The sequence below is a fragment of the Streptomyces sp. Q2 genome (genome assembly GCF_056820935.1).
This window is the reverse complement of the sequence record NZ_JBXEJE010000067.1, coordinates 27,320-45,261: the sequence shown is the minus strand read 5'-3', so window position 1 is coordinate 45,261 and position 17,942 is coordinate 27,320. Positions and strand designations below refer to the sequence as shown.

At 70.3% G+C, this 17,942-nt stretch carries 15 protein-coding genes and 1 pseudogene; 1 reads left to right on the top strand and 15 read right to left on the bottom strand.

Going from position 1 to position 17,942, the window contains the following annotated elements:
- The 8 genes and pseudogenes from ACWBNA_RS44305 to ACWBNA_RS44270 form a co-directional block, all read right to left on the bottom strand.
- Positions 1–564 (bottom strand): annotated as a pseudogene (locus ACWBNA_RS44305) ((2Fe-2S)-binding protein); the annotation flags it as partial.
- Complete coding sequence (locus tag ACWBNA_RS44300) at positions 561–1,454, bottom strand: FAD binding domain-containing protein (protein ID WP_482710287.1); 894 nt, start codon at positions 1,452–1,454, stop codon at positions 561–563. The gene ACWBNA_RS44300 and the pseudogene ACWBNA_RS44305, both read right to left, overlap by 4 nt.
- Before the next feature lie 225 nt (positions 1,455–1,679).
- The gene (locus ACWBNA_RS44295; RefSeq protein WP_482710286.1) at positions 1,680–3,308 is read right to left on the bottom strand and encodes a beta-N-acetylhexosaminidase; all 1,629 of its coding nucleotides are present in this window, start codon (positions 3,306–3,308) and stop codon (positions 1,680–1,682) included.
- A gap of 4 nt (positions 3,309–3,312) precedes the next feature.
- A complete protein-coding gene (locus ACWBNA_RS44290) occupies positions 3,313–4,158 on the bottom strand; it encodes a carbohydrate ABC transporter permease (protein WP_482710285.1) in 846 nt (281 codons plus the stop codon).
- On the bottom strand, positions 4,155–5,099 hold the full coding sequence (locus ACWBNA_RS44285) for a carbohydrate ABC transporter permease (protein WP_482710284.1): 945 nt from the start codon (positions 5,097–5,099) through the stop codon (positions 4,155–4,157). Before ACWBNA_RS44285 ends, ACWBNA_RS44290 begins: the two co-directional genes overlap by 4 nt.
- Before the next feature lie 38 nt (positions 5,100–5,137).
- Entirely contained in the window at positions 5,138–6,433 is a 1,296-nt protein-coding gene (locus ACWBNA_RS44280) for an extracellular solute-binding protein (protein WP_482710283.1), read from the bottom strand.
- 218 nt (positions 6,434–6,651) lie between these two features.
- Positions 6,652–6,951: a DUF3039 domain-containing protein gene (locus ACWBNA_RS44275; protein WP_482710282.1), complete on the bottom strand. Its 300-nt coding sequence runs from the start codon at positions 6,949–6,951 to the stop codon at positions 6,652–6,654.
- Positions 6,952–6,981: 30 nt separating this feature from the next.
- Positions 6,982–7,554, bottom strand: a complete 573-nt coding sequence (locus ACWBNA_RS44270) for a YqgE/AlgH family protein (RefSeq protein ID WP_482710281.1) — start codon at positions 7,552–7,554, stop codon at positions 6,982–6,984.
- A 252-nt stretch (positions 7,555–7,806) separates the two neighbouring features.
- Here ACWBNA_RS44270 and murA point away from each other — a divergent pair, with 252 nt between their 5' ends.
- Complete coding sequence (gene murA, locus ACWBNA_RS44265; RefSeq protein WP_053749314.1) at positions 7,807–9,153, top strand: UDP-N-acetylglucosamine 1-carboxyvinyltransferase; 1,347 nt, start codon at positions 7,807–7,809, stop codon at positions 9,151–9,153.
- Positions 9,154–9,487: 334 nt separating this feature from the next.
- Here the strand turns inward: murA and ACWBNA_RS44260 are convergent, their stop codons facing one another.
- From ACWBNA_RS44260 to ACWBNA_RS44230, 7 genes are all read right to left on the bottom strand, one after another.
- Positions 9,488–9,769 (bottom strand): HU family DNA-binding protein, encoded by a 282-nt coding sequence (locus ACWBNA_RS44260; protein WP_007382399.1) that lies wholly within the window; start codon positions 9,767–9,769, stop codon positions 9,488–9,490.
- A 346-nt stretch (positions 9,770–10,115) separates the two neighbouring features.
- On the bottom strand, positions 10,116–11,531 hold the full coding sequence (locus ACWBNA_RS44255) for an NAD-dependent malic enzyme (RefSeq protein ID WP_482710280.1): 1,416 nt from the start codon (positions 11,529–11,531) through the stop codon (positions 10,116–10,118).
- Positions 11,532–11,852: 321 nt separating this feature from the next.
- A complete protein-coding gene (locus ACWBNA_RS44250; protein WP_482710279.1) occupies positions 11,853–14,243 on the bottom strand; it encodes a HelD family protein in 2,391 nt (796 codons plus the stop codon).
- A gap of 80 nt (positions 14,244–14,323) precedes the next feature.
- Positions 14,324–15,157 (bottom strand): anti-sigma factor family protein, encoded by an 834-nt coding sequence (locus ACWBNA_RS44245; protein ID WP_482710278.1) that lies wholly within the window; start codon positions 15,155–15,157, stop codon positions 14,324–14,326.
- Complete coding sequence (locus ACWBNA_RS44240) at positions 15,157–15,678, bottom strand: sigma-70 family RNA polymerase sigma factor (protein ID WP_010039908.1); 522 nt, start codon at positions 15,676–15,678, stop codon at positions 15,157–15,159. The genes ACWBNA_RS44245 and ACWBNA_RS44240 overlap by 1 nt, the downstream gene beginning before the upstream one ends.
- Positions 15,679–15,997: 319 nt before the next feature.
- A complete protein-coding gene (locus ACWBNA_RS44235) occupies positions 15,998–16,591 on the bottom strand; it encodes a CGNR zinc finger domain-containing protein (protein ID WP_482710277.1) in 594 nt (197 codons plus the stop codon).
- A 155-nt stretch (positions 16,592–16,746) separates the two neighbouring features.
- Positions 16,747–17,898: a uroporphyrinogen-III synthase gene (locus ACWBNA_RS44230; protein ID WP_482710276.1), complete on the bottom strand. Its 1,152-nt coding sequence runs from the start codon at positions 17,896–17,898 to the stop codon at positions 16,747–16,749.
- Positions 17,899–17,942 lie beyond the last annotated feature (44 nt).

The following is a 17,942-nucleotide window of genomic DNA, read 5'->3' as shown; positions in this document are numbered from 1 at the left end:
GGGCGGCTGCTGGTCCCAGGGCTGCCCCGCGGCCTCGGTCGCCCAGGGCGCGGCCGCGCCGCCCGGCAGGGTGGCCGGCGGTGTACCGCCGCCCCACTGCTCGACCAGGGACGACGTGGTGAACTCGCCCGATTCGTCCGGGATATCCCCACCGGCGACGGGGATCGACCACTGCCCGGTCACGTCGTGACCGGGCGCCGGAGCGGCCGTCTCGTCGAAGTTCCACTGCCCCGTGGTGCCCGGCTCGTACGTGAACCGGTCGTTCCCGGCGTCCTGGGGCACCGCGTTCGGGTCCGGCCAGCGAACACCCTCGGCGGGCATCGCCCACGAGCCCGTCGACGCCGGGTCGGTGCCCGCGGTGGTGGCCGGCTGGACCGTTATCTGCGGCGGCACGAAGCCGTGACCGGGTGCGGCGAGCGGGTCGGCGGAGGCCAGCATGGCGTCGACGCCGCCTTCGGGCAGTTTCACGAAGGCGGTGGCGCTGTCGTCGTACTCACCCTGGGGCAGCGGGTCCCAGCGGCCCGCGCCCCGGGGCATGCCCTCCTGGTGCTGGTCGTCGGTCACGACAGTGCCCTCCCCAGTGCTCGTCGGGCCAGCGCGGCGACGGTGCGCCGCAGGTGCTGTACCGCGGGCGGAAGCTGTTGTGCGGAGCCGTCCTCGGCGGGACCCGGTTCGGGGATGCAGGCCGCGGCGACGTACTCGCCGAAGGCGCTGAGCGCCTCCGGGACGATCGCGCGGCTGTTGTCCCAGTCGATCAGCCGGGCGACCCACTGCTCGGCGTCCAGGGGCCTGAGCGGCATCGGCGCTATGGCGCCCACCGCGCACCTGACGCCGCGCCGGGCGGGGTCGAGGACCAGGGCGACGGACGCGAGGGCCCGGCCCGGGCCGGTGCGGCCGGTCGCCTTCAGGAAGACCTGCGGGGCGTGCAGCAGGGGGACGCGCACGTAGCCGATGAGTTCGCCGGCGCGCAGCATCTCCATGCCCGCCAGCAGGTGCGACACCGGCATCTCACGGCGGGCTCCGCCCGGGCCCGCAATAATGAGCGTCGCCTCCAGGGCGGCCAGTACCGGAAGGGCGTCCCCCGTGGGGGCCGCCGAGGCGATGTTGCCGCCCAGGGTGCCCGCGTTGCGGATCTGCGGCGGACCCGCGGCGCGGGCGGCTGCCGCGAGCGCCGGGATCAGGGCGGCGAAGTCGGGGCGGCCCATGCGGGCGTGCGTGAGGCCGGCGCCGAGCAGGGCGTGGCCGTCCTGGTACTGCCAGCCTCGGATCTCGCTGATCCGGCCGAGGCCCACCAGTGCGGCGGGCCTGAGCTGCCCGGAGTTGACGGCGGCCATCAGATCGGTGCCGCCCGCCACGGGCACGGCGGCGGGCATGGCGGCCAGGGCCGCCACGGCCTCGTCCAGCGTCGTGGGCAGCGTCACGGCCTGCGCCGCCTGCGGTGCGTGCGTGGTCAAAACCGGCTGCCCCTTCCCGCTGCCCCACCTGGTCCCACCTGTGTTGCCGTACGGTACGTGCTGACAGGGCGGACGTGGCAACTCTGGCACATCTTCGCAGGACCCGAACGCGGGGGTCCGCTAGGAGGCATTCGCCCACCTCACCAGGGAGATGGTCCGTTTTCATACGACATCACCGGTGCGTGCCGATTGACACTCTTCGGTGACTCTTGCGGGTTTCCTCCCTTACCTGTTCGGGGGCGGCCCCTCGATGGGCCGGCCGAGCACCCCGGGACGCCGCTGCCACGGCAGGGGCCCCGTCGGCGGCCGGTAAGCGACTCCCAGGGCGTCCAGGCGCCGGTAGTGGACGGCCATCCGACGCTCGAAGTCGGCGAAGTCCCGTTCCGCCGGGGCGGGCAGGGAGCTCCAGGCCACCTCGGCGAAGGCCGCGAGGCGGGGGAACGTCTGGTAGTCCACGCGCGCCTGGTCCTCCATCACCTCGGTCCACACGTTGGCCTGCGCGCCGAGCACGTGTCCGGCCTCCTCGGGCGTCAACTCCGGTGGAACGGGCTCGAACCGATAGACGTCCTCCAGGGTGCGGACGTAGGCGATGGGGACCGGCTCGTCCGGGCCCGCGTCCTGCCGGTAGTCCAGGTACACCTGCTGCTCGGGGCACATGACGACGTCGTGGCCCGCGCGGGCCGCCGCGATGCCGCCCTGGTAGCCGCGCCAGGACGAGACCGCCGCGCCCTCGGCCAGTCCGCCCTCCAGGATCTCGTCCCAGCCAATGAGCCTGCGCCCGCGTGCGGAGAGCCACGTGTCGAAGTGTCCGATGAACCAGGACTGCAGCCCGTCCTCGTCCGCGAGGCCGAGTTCCCCGATACGGGCCTGTGCGACGGGTGAGCGCCGCCACTGGTCCTTGAGGCATTCGTCGCCGCCGACGTGGACGAACTCGGACGGGAAGAGCTCGAGGAGTTCCTCGAACACCCCCTCGTAGAAGCGCAGGGTGTTGTCAGTGGGGGCGAGTACGTTCTCGGAGATGCCCCAGCTGTCCCAGACCGTGAGGGAGGTCGTGTCGATGACGTCGGTGTTGCCGAGTTCCGGGTACGCGGCGATGGCTGCCTGCGAGTGGCCAGGTACGTCGATTTCGGGGACGACGCGGATATGCCGCTCGGCGGCGTAGGCGACGATCTCCCGGATGTCGTCCTGGGTGTAGTAGCCACCGTGCGGCTTGTCCTCCCACAGCGGTGAGGCCCGGTGACCGAATTTCGTGCGCGCCCGCCAGGATCCGGTCTCGGTCAGCTTCGGGTACCGCTTGATCTCGACGCGCCATCCCTGGTCGTCCGTCAAGTGGAAGTGGAAGACGTTGAGTTTGTGCGCCGCCATCAGATCGAGGTAGCGCAGGACACCGTCCTTGGGCATGAAGTGCCGGGCCACGTCGAGCATGAGGCCGCGCCAACGGAAACGGGGGGCGTCCTCGATCACCACCGCCGGCACGAGCCACTCCCGGCGTGCCGGGTCGACCGGGGCCCGCCGGTGGGCGTCGGGGCCCATCAGCTGGCGGAAGGTCTGCGCGCCCCAGAAGACGCCGGCCGCGCTTCCGCCGTCGATGCGGATCGCGTATCCGTCGACGACGAGGCGGTACGCCTCCGGCGCCATCCGCGCATCCACGCGCAGCACGATGCCGTTGTCGCCCCGGCCCCCGGCGAACGGCAGGCCGGTGGCGGCACCCAGTGTGCCGCGCAGCCAGCGCGCGACCTGCTCGGTGCCGGGCTCCGCGTGCAGCACGGTCTCCTCGTCCAGGGGGAACGCCCCCTGCGTCGGCGGCACCCACCAGCCCTTGGCGGGAGCCGGAATCAGATCCTCGAAGCCCATGTCGTCAGTCCTTAACCGCTCCGCCCAGCCCGGAGACCAGTCGTCGCTGTACGAGTACGAAGAAGATCAGTACCGGAATGGTCATCACCGTGGAGGCGGCCATCACACCACCCCAGTCGGGGTCGTCCGGCTTGTAGAAGACGAGCAACGCCATCGGCAGCGTCGACTGCGAGGTGTCGCTGATGATGAAGGACTTGGCGAACAGGAAGTCGTTCCAGGCGGAGATGAAGGAAAACACGCTCGTGGCCACGAGACCGGGGAAGACCAGCGGGAAAAGGATCTGCCACAGAAACCGCGCGCGGCTCGCCCCGTCGATGTACGCGGCCTCCTCCAGCGCCTCCGGTACGGCTTTCACGAAACCACGCAGCATCCAGATCGCGAAGGGCAGCGAGAAGGCGATGTGCGGCAGGATCAGCGAACCCAGCGTGTTCAGCTGCCCGAAGTCCCGCATGAGGAAGAACAAGGGGATCGTCAGGGCCTCCACGGGCACCATCTGGGCCACCAGAAACATGATCAGCAAGGTGGTCCGGAAGCGGAACCGGAATCGCGTCACGGCGGTCGCCGCGAGAAACGCGATCAGCGCCGAGATGATCACGACACTGCACGCCACGATCAGACTGTTGAGGAAGTAACGGCCGAATTCCTGCTGTTCGAAGACGCGCCGGAAGGAGTCGAGGGAGGGCGCGAGCGTCCAGGGCCTGGGCTCGGTCGACTCGATCTCCCCGGCCGGTTTGAAGGCGCTGAGCACCATCCAGTAGAGGGGGAAGGCGACGACGACCGCGATCAGCAACGCCGACGCCTCGGCGGCCAGCCGCCACGGGCGCCGCACCCGAAGACGAAGAAGACTCACAGTTCCTCCCCCTGCCGGCGCAGCAGCCGCAGGTACACGAGCGTGACGGCGAGCAGGATGAGCAGCATCACCACGCCGATCGCGGAGCCCAGGCTGTACTGCGAGGACGCGAAGGCCTGTTGGTAGGCGTAGACGTTCAGGACGAGGTTCTGGCCGGCGATGCCGCCGCCGTTGGTCATGACGTAGATCTGGGTGAAGACCTTGAAGTCCCAGATGACCGACTGGATGGTGACGACGGTCAGGATGGGCCGGAGCATCGGGGCGAGGACGGACCGCCAGATGCGCCACTGCGAGGCGCCGTCCAGGGCGGCGGCCTCCAGCACCTCGCCCGGGACGGCGCGGATGCCGGCGTACACCGTGACCATCACGAACGGGAAGGAGCACCACACCACTTCGAGCAGGACGAGGAGGAAGGCGCTGTAGCGGCCGTACGTCCACGAGTGGTCGCCGAGCCCCAGGACCCGGTTCACGGGCCCGAAGTCCGGGTCGAACAGGAGCAGCCACACGGTGGAGCCGGTGACGGCCGGGGTCGCCCAGGCGCCCAGCGCGGCCATCATCAGGACGAGCCGGGGCAGGGCGCGTACGCGCGTGAGGAGGACGGCGAGCGCGCAGCCGACCGCCAGCGTCGACACCACGCAGGCCGCCGCGAAGAGGACGGTCGCCAGCAGCACCTGCCAGAACTCGTCGTCGCCGAAGAGTTCGGCGTAGTTGCCCAGCCCCTCGAAGGTGGTCGGTTCGCCGCCGCTGACCTGGCTCTGGGTGTAGTGGAAGAACGAGATCAACCCGAGCTGGTAGATGGGGTAGACGAGCAACCCGCCGAGGACGACGAGGGCGGGGGCGAGGTACAGCCAAGGGGTGGTGATACGCCCCCAGGGGCGCGGGGCTGTGTTGAATTTGCGGCTACCGCCGCGTGGGCGCGACCGGCCACGAACGGCCCGCATCCGCCAGTGCTCCGCGCCCCCCGAGCCAGTGGGCGCCGTCACCCGGCGGAGCCGAACGCGTCGTTCATCTTCGCCGCCGCGTCCTCGGAGGCCGCCGCCACGTCCTTCTTGCCGCTGATGACCTCCTGGAACATGGTCGGCAGGACCAGCGACGAGTCGATCCGGGACCAGGCCGGCGATGCGGGCACGAACTTGGTGCCGGCGGAGAGGGTCTGCACGAACGGCTTCACGAACGGCTGCTTCGCCGCGACCTGCTGCCGTACGTCCCCGAAGGTCGGCAGGAAGCCCATCGCGTCGAAGAGTTCGCTCTGCGTCTTCTTCGAGGCGAGCTGTTTCATCAGGTCGACGGCGAGGGTGCGGTGCGAGGTGCTCTTCAGTACGCCGATGTTGTTGCCGCCGGCGAACGCCGGGGCGATCGAGCCCGGGGTGACGCCGGGCAGCGGCACCACCGCGTACTTGCCCTTCACCTTCCCGGCCTCGACCGCGGTGTGGCTGAAGTCGCCGCCGATCGCCATGGCCGCCTTGCCCGCGGCGAACGCGGTGATCGTGTCGTTGCCGCCCATGCCGGCGCACTTGGCGGCGGGACAGTTGTCGTCGCCGAAGAGGGACGTGTACGCCTTGATGCCCTTCTGCGCGGCGGCGCTGTCGATGGCGGAGGCGTACGACCCTCCCTTGCCGGTGGCGAGTTCGCCGCCGTTGGCCCACACGAAGGGCATCGCACCGTACATGTAGGCGCCGCCGACGACGAGGCCGTACAGCTCGGGTCTGGCCGCGCGGATCTCGCGGGCCGTGGAGGACAGTTCGGCCATGGTCTTCGGGAGCTTCAGTCCCAGGTCCTGGAAGACGTCGGTGCGGTAGTACAGGGCGCGGACGCCGACGTAGAAGGGCGCGCCGTAGATCTTGCCGTCCACGGTGACCGACTGCTTCGCGGTGGGGTCGGTGTCCTTGGCCTCGCTCCAGTCGCCGAACTCCTTGGTGACGTCGAGGAGTCCGCCGTCCTTCACGTAGCCGGCCGTGTCGGTGTTGCCGTACTCCATGACGTCAGGAGCGGACTTCGGGTCGTTGAAGGCGGCCTTGACGCGCTGGGCGCGGGTGTCGACGGGGATGTACTCGACGTCGACCTCGGTGCCCTTGTGGGCCTTCTCGAAGGCCGTGACGACGGAGTCGACGGCCTTTTCCTTCGGCTTGTTGCCGACCTCCTGGAAGAGCCAGACACGCAGGGTGCCCGTGTCCTCGTCCTTGTCGGAGGAGGCGTTGTCGGACGTCTGGGGGGCGCAGGCCGCGAGGACGAGAGCGGCGAGGAGGAGAGCGGGGAGTCGGGGGGCGAGCTTCATGGAGTAATCCTCCGAGCGTTGCAGCATATGCAATGACGGTTTCGCTCTGCACAACACCACGGAGGCTAGGTACTACATGAACACGCCGACAAGAGGTCTCAACCACTCTGTGACCAGGCGACGCACCCCTTGCAACGCCAAAAGACGCCAAAGGCCCTCAAGGCGCGCGAAACGCGCCCCGAGGGCCTCGTGAACCTCAGACGGGAAGGACCGGACTCCTACTTGTCGCCGCCGCCCTTGCCCTTGTCGTCGCCGCCGGCGCCCATGGACTCGTAGATCTCCTTGCACATGGGGCACACCGGGTACTTCTTCGGGTCGCGGCCCGGTACCCAGACCTTGCCGCACAGCGCCACGACGGGAGTGCCGTCGAGGGCGCTCGCCATGATCTTGTCCTTCTGGACGTAGTGGGCGAAGCGCTCGTGGTCACCGTCGCCGTGGGACACCTGCGGCGTCGGCTCTACGAGGGTCCCCGTACCAGTCCCGCGCTGCGGCTGGGTCTCAGGCTCAAGAGTGCTCATAACAGCCAAGGGTACTGAAGCTCACACCCATCAGTTGAGCGAAGGGTCGTCCGGATAGGTGGCCACCATCGCGAGCTCGTTGCGCTGGCGGCGCAGGACCTCGCGCCAGAGTCTTTCCGGGGACGGCGAGGACACGTCTCCGGGTTCCGACTCGACGACGTACCAGGCGCCCTCCCCCAGCTCGTCCTCCAGCTGACCCGGCCCCCATCCGGCGTAACCGGCGAAGATCCGCAGGCTGCCCAGGGCCGAGGCGAGCAGCTCAGGCGGGGCCTCCAGGTCGACCAGGCCGATCGCGCCGTGCACCCGGCGCCAGCCCAGCGGGGTCCCGTTCAGGGTCGCGCCGCCCGGGATGACGGCGATCCCGAGAGCCGAGTCCAGGGAGACCGGGCCGCCCTGGAAGACGACACCGGGTTCACCCGCGAGGTCCGCCCACCCCTCCAGGATGTCGCCCACGTCCACCGGGGTCGGACGGTTGAGGACGACACCGAGGGAGCCCTCCTCGTCGTGGTCGAGGAGAAGCACCACCGCACGGTCGAAGTTCGGGTCCGCCAGGGCGGGCGTTGCCACGAGCAGCCGCCCTGTGAGCGAGGACACCTCGGTCATGCCAGACATGATCCCGCATCTTCCCCCCGAGCGGGGAGCCAATGCGCCTACGACAGTGAATGCAGCTCAGGGCGCAACGGTGCGCCCCACGCGCACGCCTGCGCCGGTGACCCCATGTGGCCGACGGGGAACCGTTCGTGTTGTGACACAGCTATGACGGACCTGGGCGGTCCTTGGGCTTACAGAAGGGGGGTAGGCGGCGATTACCCTTTCCCTTCTGGTCCCTGCCCCACTCATCGGAACGCGAGATACATGACCGTCAACGGCAATGACGACGTACTGCTTGTCCACGGCGGAACCCCGCTGGAGGGCGAGATCCGTGTCCGTGGTGCGAAGAACCTCGTACCGAAGGCCATGGTCGCCGCCCTGTTGGGCAGCGAGCCGAGTCGACTGCGCAACGTTCCGGACATCCGTGACGTGCGCGTCGTACGCGGCCTGCTGCAACTGCACGGCGTGACGGTCCGTCCGGGTGAGGAACCGGGCGAGTTGGTGATGGACCCGACCCACGTGGAGAGCGCGAACGTCGCCGACATCGATGCCCACGCGGGTTCGAGCCGTATCCCGATCCTCCTGTGCGGTCCGCTGCTGCACCGCCTGGGGCACGCCTTCATCCCCGGCCTCGGCGGCTGCGACATCGGCGGCCGGCCCATCGACTTCCACTTCGAGGTCCTGCGGCAGTTCGGCGCGACGATCGAGAAGCGGGCGGACGGGCAGTTCCTGGAGGCGCCGCGACGGCTTCGGGGCACGAAGATCACGCTGCCGTACCCGTCCGTCGGCGCGACCGAGCAGGTACTGCTCACCGCGGTCCTCGCCGAGGGCGTCACCGAGCTCTCGAACGCGGCCGTGGAGCCGGAGATCGAGGACCTCATCTGCGTCCTGCAGAAAATGGGCGCCATCATCGCGATGGACACCGACCGCACCATCCGCGTCACCGGTGTGGACCAGCTCGGCGGCTACAACCACCGCGCCCTCCCGGACCGCCTGGAGGCCGCCTCGTGGGCGTCCGCGGCGCTCGCGACCGAGGGCAACATCTACGTCCACGGCGCCCAGCAGCGCTCGATGATGACGTTCCTGAACACCTACCGGAAGGTGGGCGGCGCCTTCCAGATCGACGACGAGGGCATCCGCTTCTGGCACCCGGGCGGCCAGTTGAAGTCCATCGCCCTCGAAACGGACGTGCACCCCGGATTCCAGACGGACTGGCAGCAGCCGCTGGTGGTGGCCCTGACGCAGGCCACGGGCCTGTCCATCATCCACGAGACGGTCTACGAGTCCCGCCTCGGCTTCACCTCCGCGCTGAACCAGATGGGCGCGCACATCCAGCTCTACCGCGAGTGCCTGGGCGGCTCCAACTGCCGCTTCGGCCAGCGCAACTTCCTCCACTCGGCGGTCGTCTCCGGCCCCACCAGGCTCCAGGGCGCCGACCTGGTCATCCCCGACCTCCGCGGCGGCTTCTCCTACCTCATCGCCGCCCTGGCCGCCCAGGGCACGTCCCGCGTCCACGGCATCGACCTGATCAACCGGGGCTACGAGAACTTCATGGAGAAGCTCGTGGCGCTGGGAGCGAAGGTGGAACTGCCGGGCAAGGCGCTCGGCTGACCACACCGCACCCTCACCACTCCGGCCCGGGGCAACCGCGGCCTCGGCCGGGGGTCCGCGGGCTGNTCATGGAGAAGCTCGTGGCGCTGGGAGCGAAGGTGGAACTGCCGGGCAAGGCGCTCGGCTGACCACACCGCACCCTCACCACTCCGGCCCGGGGCAACCGCGGCCTCGGCCGGGGGTCCGCGGGCTGCCGGGCAAGGCGCTCGGCTGACCGGCGCTCATCCCGCCCGCACACGCGCTGGTACGACGATGGGGCGGCCACCCTCACCAGGTGGCCGCCCCATTCGCGTTACTGAGCCTCGTACGCAGGTTCCGTCGCGTACGCGAAGGCTTACTTGCCCTTGGCGGCTTCCTTGAGCTTGCTGCCAGCGGAGACCTTCACGCTGTAGCCGGCCGGGATCTGGATCGGGTCGCCGGTCTGCGGGTTGCGCGCGGTGCGAGCGGCACGGTGGGTGCGCTCGAAGGTCAGGAAGCCGGGGATGGTGACCTTCTCGTCGCCCTTGGCGACGATCTCGCCGACGGTCTCGGCGAACGCGGCCAGAACGGCGTCGGCGTCCTTGCGGGTGACCTCGGCGCGGTCGGCCAGCGCGGCCACCAGCTCACTGCGGTTCATGTTGTTACTCCCGTGTTCTTCTTGCTGTTGAGGCGTGCCACGCGGCGGAGCCGCATATTGGGCACAGCGAAGTCGATGCTGCCAGGGCCCTCGGACAGTCCCAGGACCCGGGTCCGTCGCCGGACCCTCGCGCCCAGAGACGCATCCTGCCCCTACCTGCGGCGGGAAAGCCAATCCGGCACCCCTAGGAGTCGTGAGAACACCCTTGGGAGTCACACGAAAAGAGGGCTAGCCTGGCCGACACGATAAACGTCGGCCAGGAGGGCCGGGTTCCACGACGCGCCGGTGTCAGGCCTGCCGTGGCAATCCTCACAGCCGCCCCCCGCCCGCGCGAGCTCCCGGGCGGCTACGAAGCCGTGGCCGCCGCCTTCGCGGCCTCGCGCACCGCCCCGGCGACCGCGCCCGCGACCTTGTCGTTGAAGACGCTCGGGACGATGTAGTTCGGGTTCAGCTCGTCCTCGGTCACCACGTCCGCGAGGGCCTTCGCCGCCGCGATCATCATGTCGGTGTTCACCGTGCGGGACTGGGCGTCGAGCAGACCGCGGAAGACACCCGGGAAGACCAGCACGTTGTTGATCTGGTTCGGGAAGTCGGAGCGGCCGGTGGCGACGACGGCGGCCGTCTGGCGGGCGATGGCCGGGTCGACCTCGGGGTCGGGGTTCGCCAGCGCGAACACGATCGCACCCTCGGCCATGGCGGCCACGTCGGTGCCGTCGAGCACGTTGGGCGCCGACACCCCGATGAAGACGTCCGCGCCGCGCACGGCTTCCTTCAGCGTGCCCGTCAGGCCCTCGGGGTTGGTGTTGTCGGCGATCCAGCGCAACGCCGAGTCCGGGGCGGCGTCGACGAGGTCCTCGCGGCCCGCGTGCACCACGCCGTGGATGTCGGCGACGACGGCGTTCTTGAGGCCCGCGGCGATCAGCAGCTTGAGGATGGCCGTACCGGCCGCGCCGGCGCCGGACATGACGACCCGGATGTTCTCGATGGCCTTGCTGGTCACGCGCAGTGCGTTCGTCAGGGCCGCCAGCACCACGATCGCCGTGCCGTGCTGGTCGTCGTGGAAGACGGGGATGTCGAGGGCCTCACGCAGCCGGGCCTCGATCTCGAAGCAGCGCGGCGCCGAGATGTCCTCGAGGTTGATGCCGGCGAAGCCCGGGGCGATCGCCTTGACGATCGCGACGATCTCGTCGGTGTCCTGGGTGTCCAGGCACAGCGGCCAGGCGTCGATGTCGGCGAAGCGCTTGAAGAGGGCCGCCTTGCCCTCCATGACCGGCATGGCGGCCATCGGGCCGATGTTGCCGAGGCCCAGGACCGCCGAGCCGTCCGTCACGACCGCAACGGTGTTGCGCTTGATGGTGAGGCGGCGGGCGTCCTCGGGGTTCTCGGCGATGGCCATGCAGACGCGGGCGACACCCGGCGTGTAGATCATCGAGAGGTCGTCACGGTTGCGGATCGGATGCTTGGACTGCATCTCGATCTTGCCGCCGAGGTGCATGAGGAACGTACGGTCGGAGACCTTGCCGAGTGTCACGCCCTCGATGCCGCGCAGCTGCTCGACGATCTCCTCGGCGTGCGCGGTGGAGGTGGCCGCGATGGTGACGTCGATCCGGAGCTTCTCGTGCCCGGAGGCAGTGACGTCGAGGCCGGTGACCGAGCCTCCGTGGGACTCGACGGCTCCGGTGAGCAGGGAGACCGCGGTTCCGCTCGCGGGCACCTCCAGCCGGACCGTCATCGAGTAGGAGACGCTGGGCGCCGTTGCCATGGCCGACTTCCTCTGCTTTCACCTGTGCCGCTGGATCCGTCCGATCGTCGCACCTACCGCCGAGTAGGCGGTAGCCGGGTGGGATTGCGATCGTTGTGTTCGCAGCGGAAGGGCAGCGAACGGGCAGCGAAAGAGGTCCACGTCACAATCGACGTGGACCTCTTCGACGTTCAGTGGCACCGACCCGCCATGCTCGCCTCGCGGCAAGTGGTCGCTCGTAGCGACGAAGGTTGGGCCCGGGGGCTTGGATCGGGCCGGTGCCACACCCAGGCTAACAAAAGGATCCCGGAAGGCCATTCCCGTACCGGGACTTCCTCCGGATCAATCTCTGAGCAGGTCCGGAACCCCGTCGGCGTCCGGCGCGTCCCGCTCCGCCGACACCACCGTGAGCTGCTGCGTCGCCCGGGTCAGCGCCACGTACAGCACCCGCAGACCGGCCGGTGACTCGTCCGCGATCTCCGCCGGGGAGACGACGACCGTGGCGTCGTACTCCAGGCCCTTGGCCTCCAGGCTGCCGAGCGCCACGACGCGGTCGCCGAGCCCGGCGAGCCAGCGCCGGGCCTCCTCGCGGCGGTTCATGGCCACCACGACGCCGATGGTGCCGTCGACGAGGTCCAGGAGCCGGGCGGCCTCGGCCCGGGCGGCCTGGCCGAGGGATTCGCGTACGACGGCGAACCGCGGCTGTACGCCGGTGGAGCGCACCGCCGACGGGGACTCGGCACCCGGCATCGCCAGCGCCAGCACCTTCGCGGCCAGCTCGGCGATCTCGGCCGGGTTGCGGTAGTTCACGGTCAGCTGGAAGCGGCGGCGCGGGCGGCTGCCGAGGGCCTCGTCACGAGCCTGGGCCGCCTCGTCGGGGTCGGACCAGGAGGACTGGGCCGGGTCGCCGACGACCGTCCAGGTGGCGTGCCGGCCCCGGCGGCCGACCATGCGCCACTGCATCGGCGTGAGGTCCTGGGCCTCGTCGACGATGACGTGGGCGTACTCGACGCGCTCCTGGGCGAGCCGCTCGGCCCGCTCGCGCTGTGTCTCCTCGCGGACCGGCATCAGCTCCTCCAGGCCGGTGAGCTGGTCGAGCGGGTCGGCCTCGCGCCGGCGGCGGGGGCGGGCCGGGGTGCCGAGGATGGACTGGAGTTCGTCGAGCATCGCGATGTCGTGGACGGAGAGGCCGTCGCGTCTGAGGGAGCGGGCGACCCTGCGCACCTCGCCGGGGTTGAGGATCCGCCGGGCCCAGCGGCCCAGGCGCCGCTCGTCGGTCATGGCGTCGAGCACGGCCTTGGGGGTCAGCTCCGGCCACCAGGCGTCGAGGAACTCGATGAAGCTGTCCTCGGAGCTGACGTCCTCGTCGAAGCCGGAGCGCAGCTCGGCGGCCAGCTCCGGGTCGGTGTGCCGGCCGGCCGCGCCGGAGCGCGACCACAGGGCGTCCAGGAGCAGCTTGCGGGCCCTGGGGCGCAGCATGTTCACGGGGGCGGTGCCGCTGAGCGCGTTGTTGCGGACGCGCTCCAGGTCGGCGGCCTCCAGCTCCAGGCGGCGCCCGAAGGCGACCACGCGGAGCCGGGTGGGCGGGCCGGCGGGAGCCTGCGGCTGCGGGTCCGTGTCGTCGAGGGTGAGCTGTCCGGCTCGGGCACCGGTGCGCGCGGCGGCGCCGGAGCCGGCCTCCAGCGCGCCCCGTGCCGCCTTCCGCAGGACCTTGAGCATGCGGTAGGAGCCCTTCGCCCGCGCCACCGCCGGCGAGTCGTACAGCGTGGCCTCGGCCCCGTCGACGAGCGAGCCGATCGCCCGGATGGCGACCTGGCCCTCCTCGCCGAGGGAGGGGAGGACGCCTTCGGTGTAGGCCACGAGCAGCGGGGTCGGGGAGACGATGAGGATGCCGCCCGCGTACCGCCGCCGGTCCTGGTACAGCAGGTAGGCCGCCCGGTGCAGGGCGACGGCCGTCTTGCCGGTGCCCGGGCCGCCCTCGACGTACGTCACGGAGGCGGCGGGGGCGCGGATCACCATGTCCTGCTCGGCCTGGATGGACGCCACGATGTCCCGCATGGTGTGGGTACGGGCCTGTCCGAGCGCGGCCATCAGGGCGCCGTCGCCGATCACGGCCAGTTCCCGGCCGCCGAGGGATGCCTTCAGCTCGGGGCGCATCAGGTCGTCCTCGACCCCGAGCACCCTGCGCCCCTTGGAGCGGATGACGCGGCGACGGACGACGCGCCCCGGGTCGACCGGGGTGGAGCGGTAGAACGGGGCGGCGGCGGGGGCCCGCCAGTCGATGACGAGCGGGGCGTAGTCCTGGTCGAGGACGCCGATGCGGCCGATGTGCAGGGTCTCGGCGATGTCGGCGGTGTTGTCCGGGCCCACCACGCCCTCCGCCGGTTCCACGGCGGTGTAGGCGCCGTCGGGCCCCTTCTTGCCGTCCTTGCCGAGGAGCAGGTCGATCCGGCCGAAGAGGAAGTCCTCGAACTCGTTGTTCAACCGGTTCAGGTGGATGCCTGCCCGGAAGACCTGGGCGTCGCGCTCGGCGAGCGCGCCGGGGGTACCGACCTGGCCGCGCTTGGCCGCGTCGTTCATGAGGAACTCGGCCTCGTGGATCTTCTCCTCGAGGCGCTGGTACACCCGGTCGAGGTGTTCCTGTTCGACGCTGATCTCTCGGTCACGCACGGAATCGTGCGCGGAATCCTGAACCGAGTCGACCGCGAAGTCCTGCTGAGCCTGAGCGGCCACCGGGCCCCCTTCTGACGTGCTGGGCAGCCGTCAACCGTACGCGAAGGGGGCCCCGAGAAGCTATGTGCGCGCCCAGTCGATCACACGTTGCCCTTGGCGATCACGTCGCCGTCGAGGGTCATGACCTCGAAGCCCTTCATCTGGTCCGGGGTGAAGGACGCGCCGCCGACGACGTAGAGCGGGTTCTTGGCCTTTTCGGTCTTGCCGTCCGGAAGGCCGTACCCCCAGGCCGGGACGGACCAGTTGGCCGCCGTCACCCGCTCGCCGTTCTCGCCGATGAAGATCAGGGAGCACTTCAGGGGGCCCTTGACGCCCTTGAGCTCCAGGACCGACTCGGTGCCCCAGTCCTTCTTCGCCAGGGCCACGGTGGCGCTCACGCCGGTCGACGGGTCCGTCGCCGTGACCTTGTCGTCGATGGTGTCGAACAGGTCCTTGGCCGGGGTCGCCGAGAGGGTCACGCCGTCCTTGACGCCGCCACCGCTCGAGTCGTCGCCGGTCGCCCCCATCGCGACGATCGGGCCGCCGATGATCAGCGCGGCCGCGGCCGCCACCATGTAGAAACCGCGGCGGCGCTTCCGGGCGCGGCGCTCGGCGACCTCGTCGACGAGCCTGTTCACCACTCGTGGGCTGGGCTTGGCGGACAGTGACTCGCCGATGGCCGGCGTGCCGGAGCCCGGCAGGTCCGCGAGGGCGGCCAGCATCGGCTCCATGCCGGCGAGCTCGTCGAGCTGCTGGGCGCACCATTCGCAGGTGGCGAGATGGGCCTCGAAAGCGGTTGCTTCGGCGTCGTCGAGGATGCCGAGGGCGTAGGCGCCGACGGTCTCGTGCTCGTTCGGACCCGGAGATCCCATCATGGGGCCAGACATACCCGCACCACCCGTACCGAATCCCTGGTTTCCCCCGTACACACTCATCACGCCGTCACCCCCCGCTCCTCCAGTGCCAGCTTCATCGACCGCAGTGCGTAGAAAACTCTCGAGCGCACGGTGCCACTGGGTATGCCAAGGGTCTCGGCCGCCTCGTTGACGGTACGCCCCTTGAAGTACGTCTCGACGAGCACCTCCCGGTGAGCCGGGGTCAGGTCGTCGAGCGCGTCGGACAACGTCATCAGCCACAGCGCCTTGTCGATCTCGTCCTCCGCGGGGATGACCTCCAGCGGCGACGGATCGACCTCCTGCGGCCGGGCCTGCCGGCTGCGGTGGCCGTCGATGACGATGCGCCGGGCGACCGTCACCAGCCAGGGGCGTACCGATCCGGTCGCTCGATTGAGCTGGCCGGCGTTCTTCCAGGCACGGATGAGCGTCTCCTGCACGACGTCCTCGGCACGTTGCCGGTCTCCCGCGACAAGGCGGAGCACATAGGCGAGCAGGGGTCCGGCGTGTTCTCTGTAGAGCGCACGCATGAGCTCCTCATCAGGTTCCGAGGGCTGGGACATGCGATGTCGGGCCCTCGATCCACGTTCATTGGCCACGACAGAATCCTTGCGCACGCCCACCTCCGATGTCCGGGGGTTCCCCCAGTCGGTCGCTCGTCCACGGGTACGGACGCGGAGAGTTGGATGTTCAAAGAGGGACGACAGTTTTCTTGTGAGTGACGTGACGAGGCCGGACATGGGCGCACATACCCACCGCGCGATCTTTACATTTCCGCCACATTGGCAAGATCACGTTTGCTGCCCTCGGGCCGCCGAAGGTAAACGGCATGTAATCGAAATCACTTCAACAGTCGCTCCACAGAAGCAACATAACGGGCACTCAGGTGCGCGGAAGTGCCGCCCGACGCCGGTGCCGGGCCACCCTTTCGCGGTTCCCGCACACCTCACTGGAGCACCAACGCCTCCTGCGCCCCCGCGATGTGTCGAGATAGACGATCGGGCAGTTGTCCCCTTCGCACTGCCGCAGCCCCGCCCGCGCGACCGGATCCGTGAGCAGTTCCACGACGTCCCGCGCGACCGCGCCGAGCAGCGCCGCGCACTCCGGAGGCCCGTCCAACTCCCGGACGAGGGTGCCGTCTTCGCAGGTCACGGCACGCGGGGCGGGAGGAGCCGCGCGGGCGATCTCGTTGACGTGGGTGAGCGCGAGCTCGTACGGACGTCCCTCGGGGGCGAGCCCTCCGGGCACCAACTGCCCTATACGGTCGCGCAGTTCGCGGAAGACGACGAGCCAGGACGCGTCGGCGTGCGCCAGGTCGGTGCCCGCCGGGACGAGTCCCGACCCGGCGATCCAGGCGCGCAGCACCCCTACGGAGCCGAGGCGTTCGCCGGGGTGGGTGGTCGCGAGGAGATCCAGACAGATCCGCCCGGCATCGAACCGCAGCTCGTACGCGGCCGTGGCCGTACCCAGTGCCATGTGCCTGTCACCGCCTAGCAGTCACACCGGTGAGGAACCGTTCCCTCTTACAGTGCCTGCCCGCTCGTGCGGCCGGAACCCCTCGTACCGGCGGTAAGCGGTGAGGGGCGTGCCTCCGTGACAGCGCGCGGGGCGATCACCCCGCGCGCGCCGGGTCACGCGTCGGCGTACTTCGTGTCCGCCGCCGGGTCCAGTGCCAGCCGGTAGCCGCGCTTCACCACGGTCTGGATCAGCTTCGGCGCCCCCAGAGCCGTACGCAGCCGGGCCATGGCGGTCTCCACCGCGTGCTCGTCACGTCCGGCACCCGGCAGCGCCCGCAGCAGCTCCGAGCGGGCCACCACCCAGCCCGGGCGGCGGGACAGGGCCCGCATCAGGGACATGCCGGCCGGCGGTACGGGCTTGAGGTCGCCGTCGACCAGGACCGCGTGGCCGCGGATCTCCACCCGGTGCCCGGCGATCGGCAGGGAGCGCGCCCGGCCGGGCAGTTCCTGGCACAGGAGCTGGACGAGGGGGCCGAGCCGGAAGCGCTCCGGCTGGACCGTGTCGATGCCCTGGGCCTGCAGCGGCAGCGCGGTGACCGGGCCGACGCAGGCGGGAAGGACGTCGTGGTTGAGGGCGGCGAGCAGTTCGGGCAGCAGGCGGCGGTCCTCGGCGCGGGACAGCAGGGAGGCGGCGGCCGGGGCGCTGGTGAAGGTGAGCGCGTCCAGGCCGCGCGAGACCGCCGCGTCCAGCAGACGGTCCACCGGCGCGATGTCCTCCGGCGGCATCCACCGGTAGACGGGGATGCCCAGGACCTCGGCTCCCCCGGCCCGCAGCGACTCCACGAACCCGGGCAGGGGTTCGCCGTGCAGCTGAATGGCGATACGGCGGCCCTCGACGCCCTCCTCCAGGAGCCGGTCGAGCACCTCGGCCATGGACTCGGACGACGGCGACCATTCCTCCGTGAGGCCGGCCGCACGGATCGCGCCCTTGACCTTCGGGCCGCGCGCGAGGATCTCCACCCCGCCCAGCCCGTCGAGCAGGGTCTCACCGAGGCCCCAGCCGTCGGCGGCCTCGATCCAGCCCCGGAAGCCGATCGCGGTCGTGGCGATCACGATGTCCGGGCTCTGGTCGATGATCTCCTTGGTCGCCGCCAGCAGTTCGCTGTCGTCCGCGAGCGGCACGATCCGCAGGGCAGGGGCGTGCAGAACGGCGGCTCCGCGCCGCTGCAGAAGCGCGCCCAGCTCGTCGGCCCGGCGCGCGGCCGTCACTCCCACGGTGAACCCGGCGAGGGGTCCATGGTCAGGTCGCTGCTGTACCTCGTACATAACTCTCGTTCCCGCACTCGAGTTCGTTGCATCTACCACCAGGT

Bases quoted from the DNA above. Each gene is read 5' to 3' on its own strand.
- ACWBNA_RS44235 (WP_482710277.1), bottom strand. From the start codon at position 16,591: ATGGCACTGGGTACGGCCACGGCCGCGTACGAGCTGCGGTTCGATGCC.
- ACWBNA_RS44260 (WP_007382399.1), bottom strand. From the start codon at position 9,769: ATGAACCGCAGTGAGCTGGTGGCCGCGCTGGCCGACCGCGCCGAGGTC.
- ACWBNA_RS44295 (WP_482710286.1), bottom strand. From the start codon at position 3,308: ATGGGCTTCGAGGATCTGATTCCGGCTCCCGCCAAGGGCTGGTGGGTG.
- ACWBNA_RS44270 (WP_482710281.1), bottom strand. From the start codon at position 7,554: ATGACCGAGGTGTCCTCGCTCACAGGGCGGCTGCTCGTGGCAACGCCC.
- ACWBNA_RS44255 (WP_482710280.1), bottom strand. From the start codon at position 11,531: ATGGCAACGGCGCCCAGCGTCTCCTACTCGATGACGGTCCGGCTGGAG.
- murA (WP_053749314.1), top strand. From the start codon at position 7,807: ATGACCGTCAACGGCAATGACGACGTACTGCTTGTCCACGGCGGAACC.
- ACWBNA_RS44285 (WP_482710284.1), bottom strand. From the start codon at position 5,099: ATGCGGGCCGTTCGTGGCCGGTCGCGCCCACGCGGCGGTAGCCGCAAA.
- ACWBNA_RS44240 (WP_010039908.1), bottom strand. From the start codon at position 15,678: ATGTCCCAGCCCTCGGAACCTGATGAGGAGCTCATGCGTGCGCTCTAC.
- ACWBNA_RS44245 (WP_482710278.1), bottom strand. From the start codon at position 15,157: ATGAGTGTGTACGGGGGAAACCAGGGATTCGGTACGGGTGGTGCGGGT.
- ACWBNA_RS44275 (WP_482710282.1), bottom strand. From the start codon at position 6,951: ATGAGCACTCTTGAGCCTGAGACCCAGCCGCAGCGCGGGACTGGTACG.
- ACWBNA_RS44280 (WP_482710283.1), bottom strand. From the start codon at position 6,433: ATGAAGCTCGCCCCCCGACTCCCCGCTCTCCTCCTCGCCGCTCTCGTC.
- ACWBNA_RS44230 (WP_482710276.1), bottom strand. From the start codon at position 17,898: ATGTACGAGGTACAGCAGCGACCTGACCATGGACCCCTCGCCGGGTTC.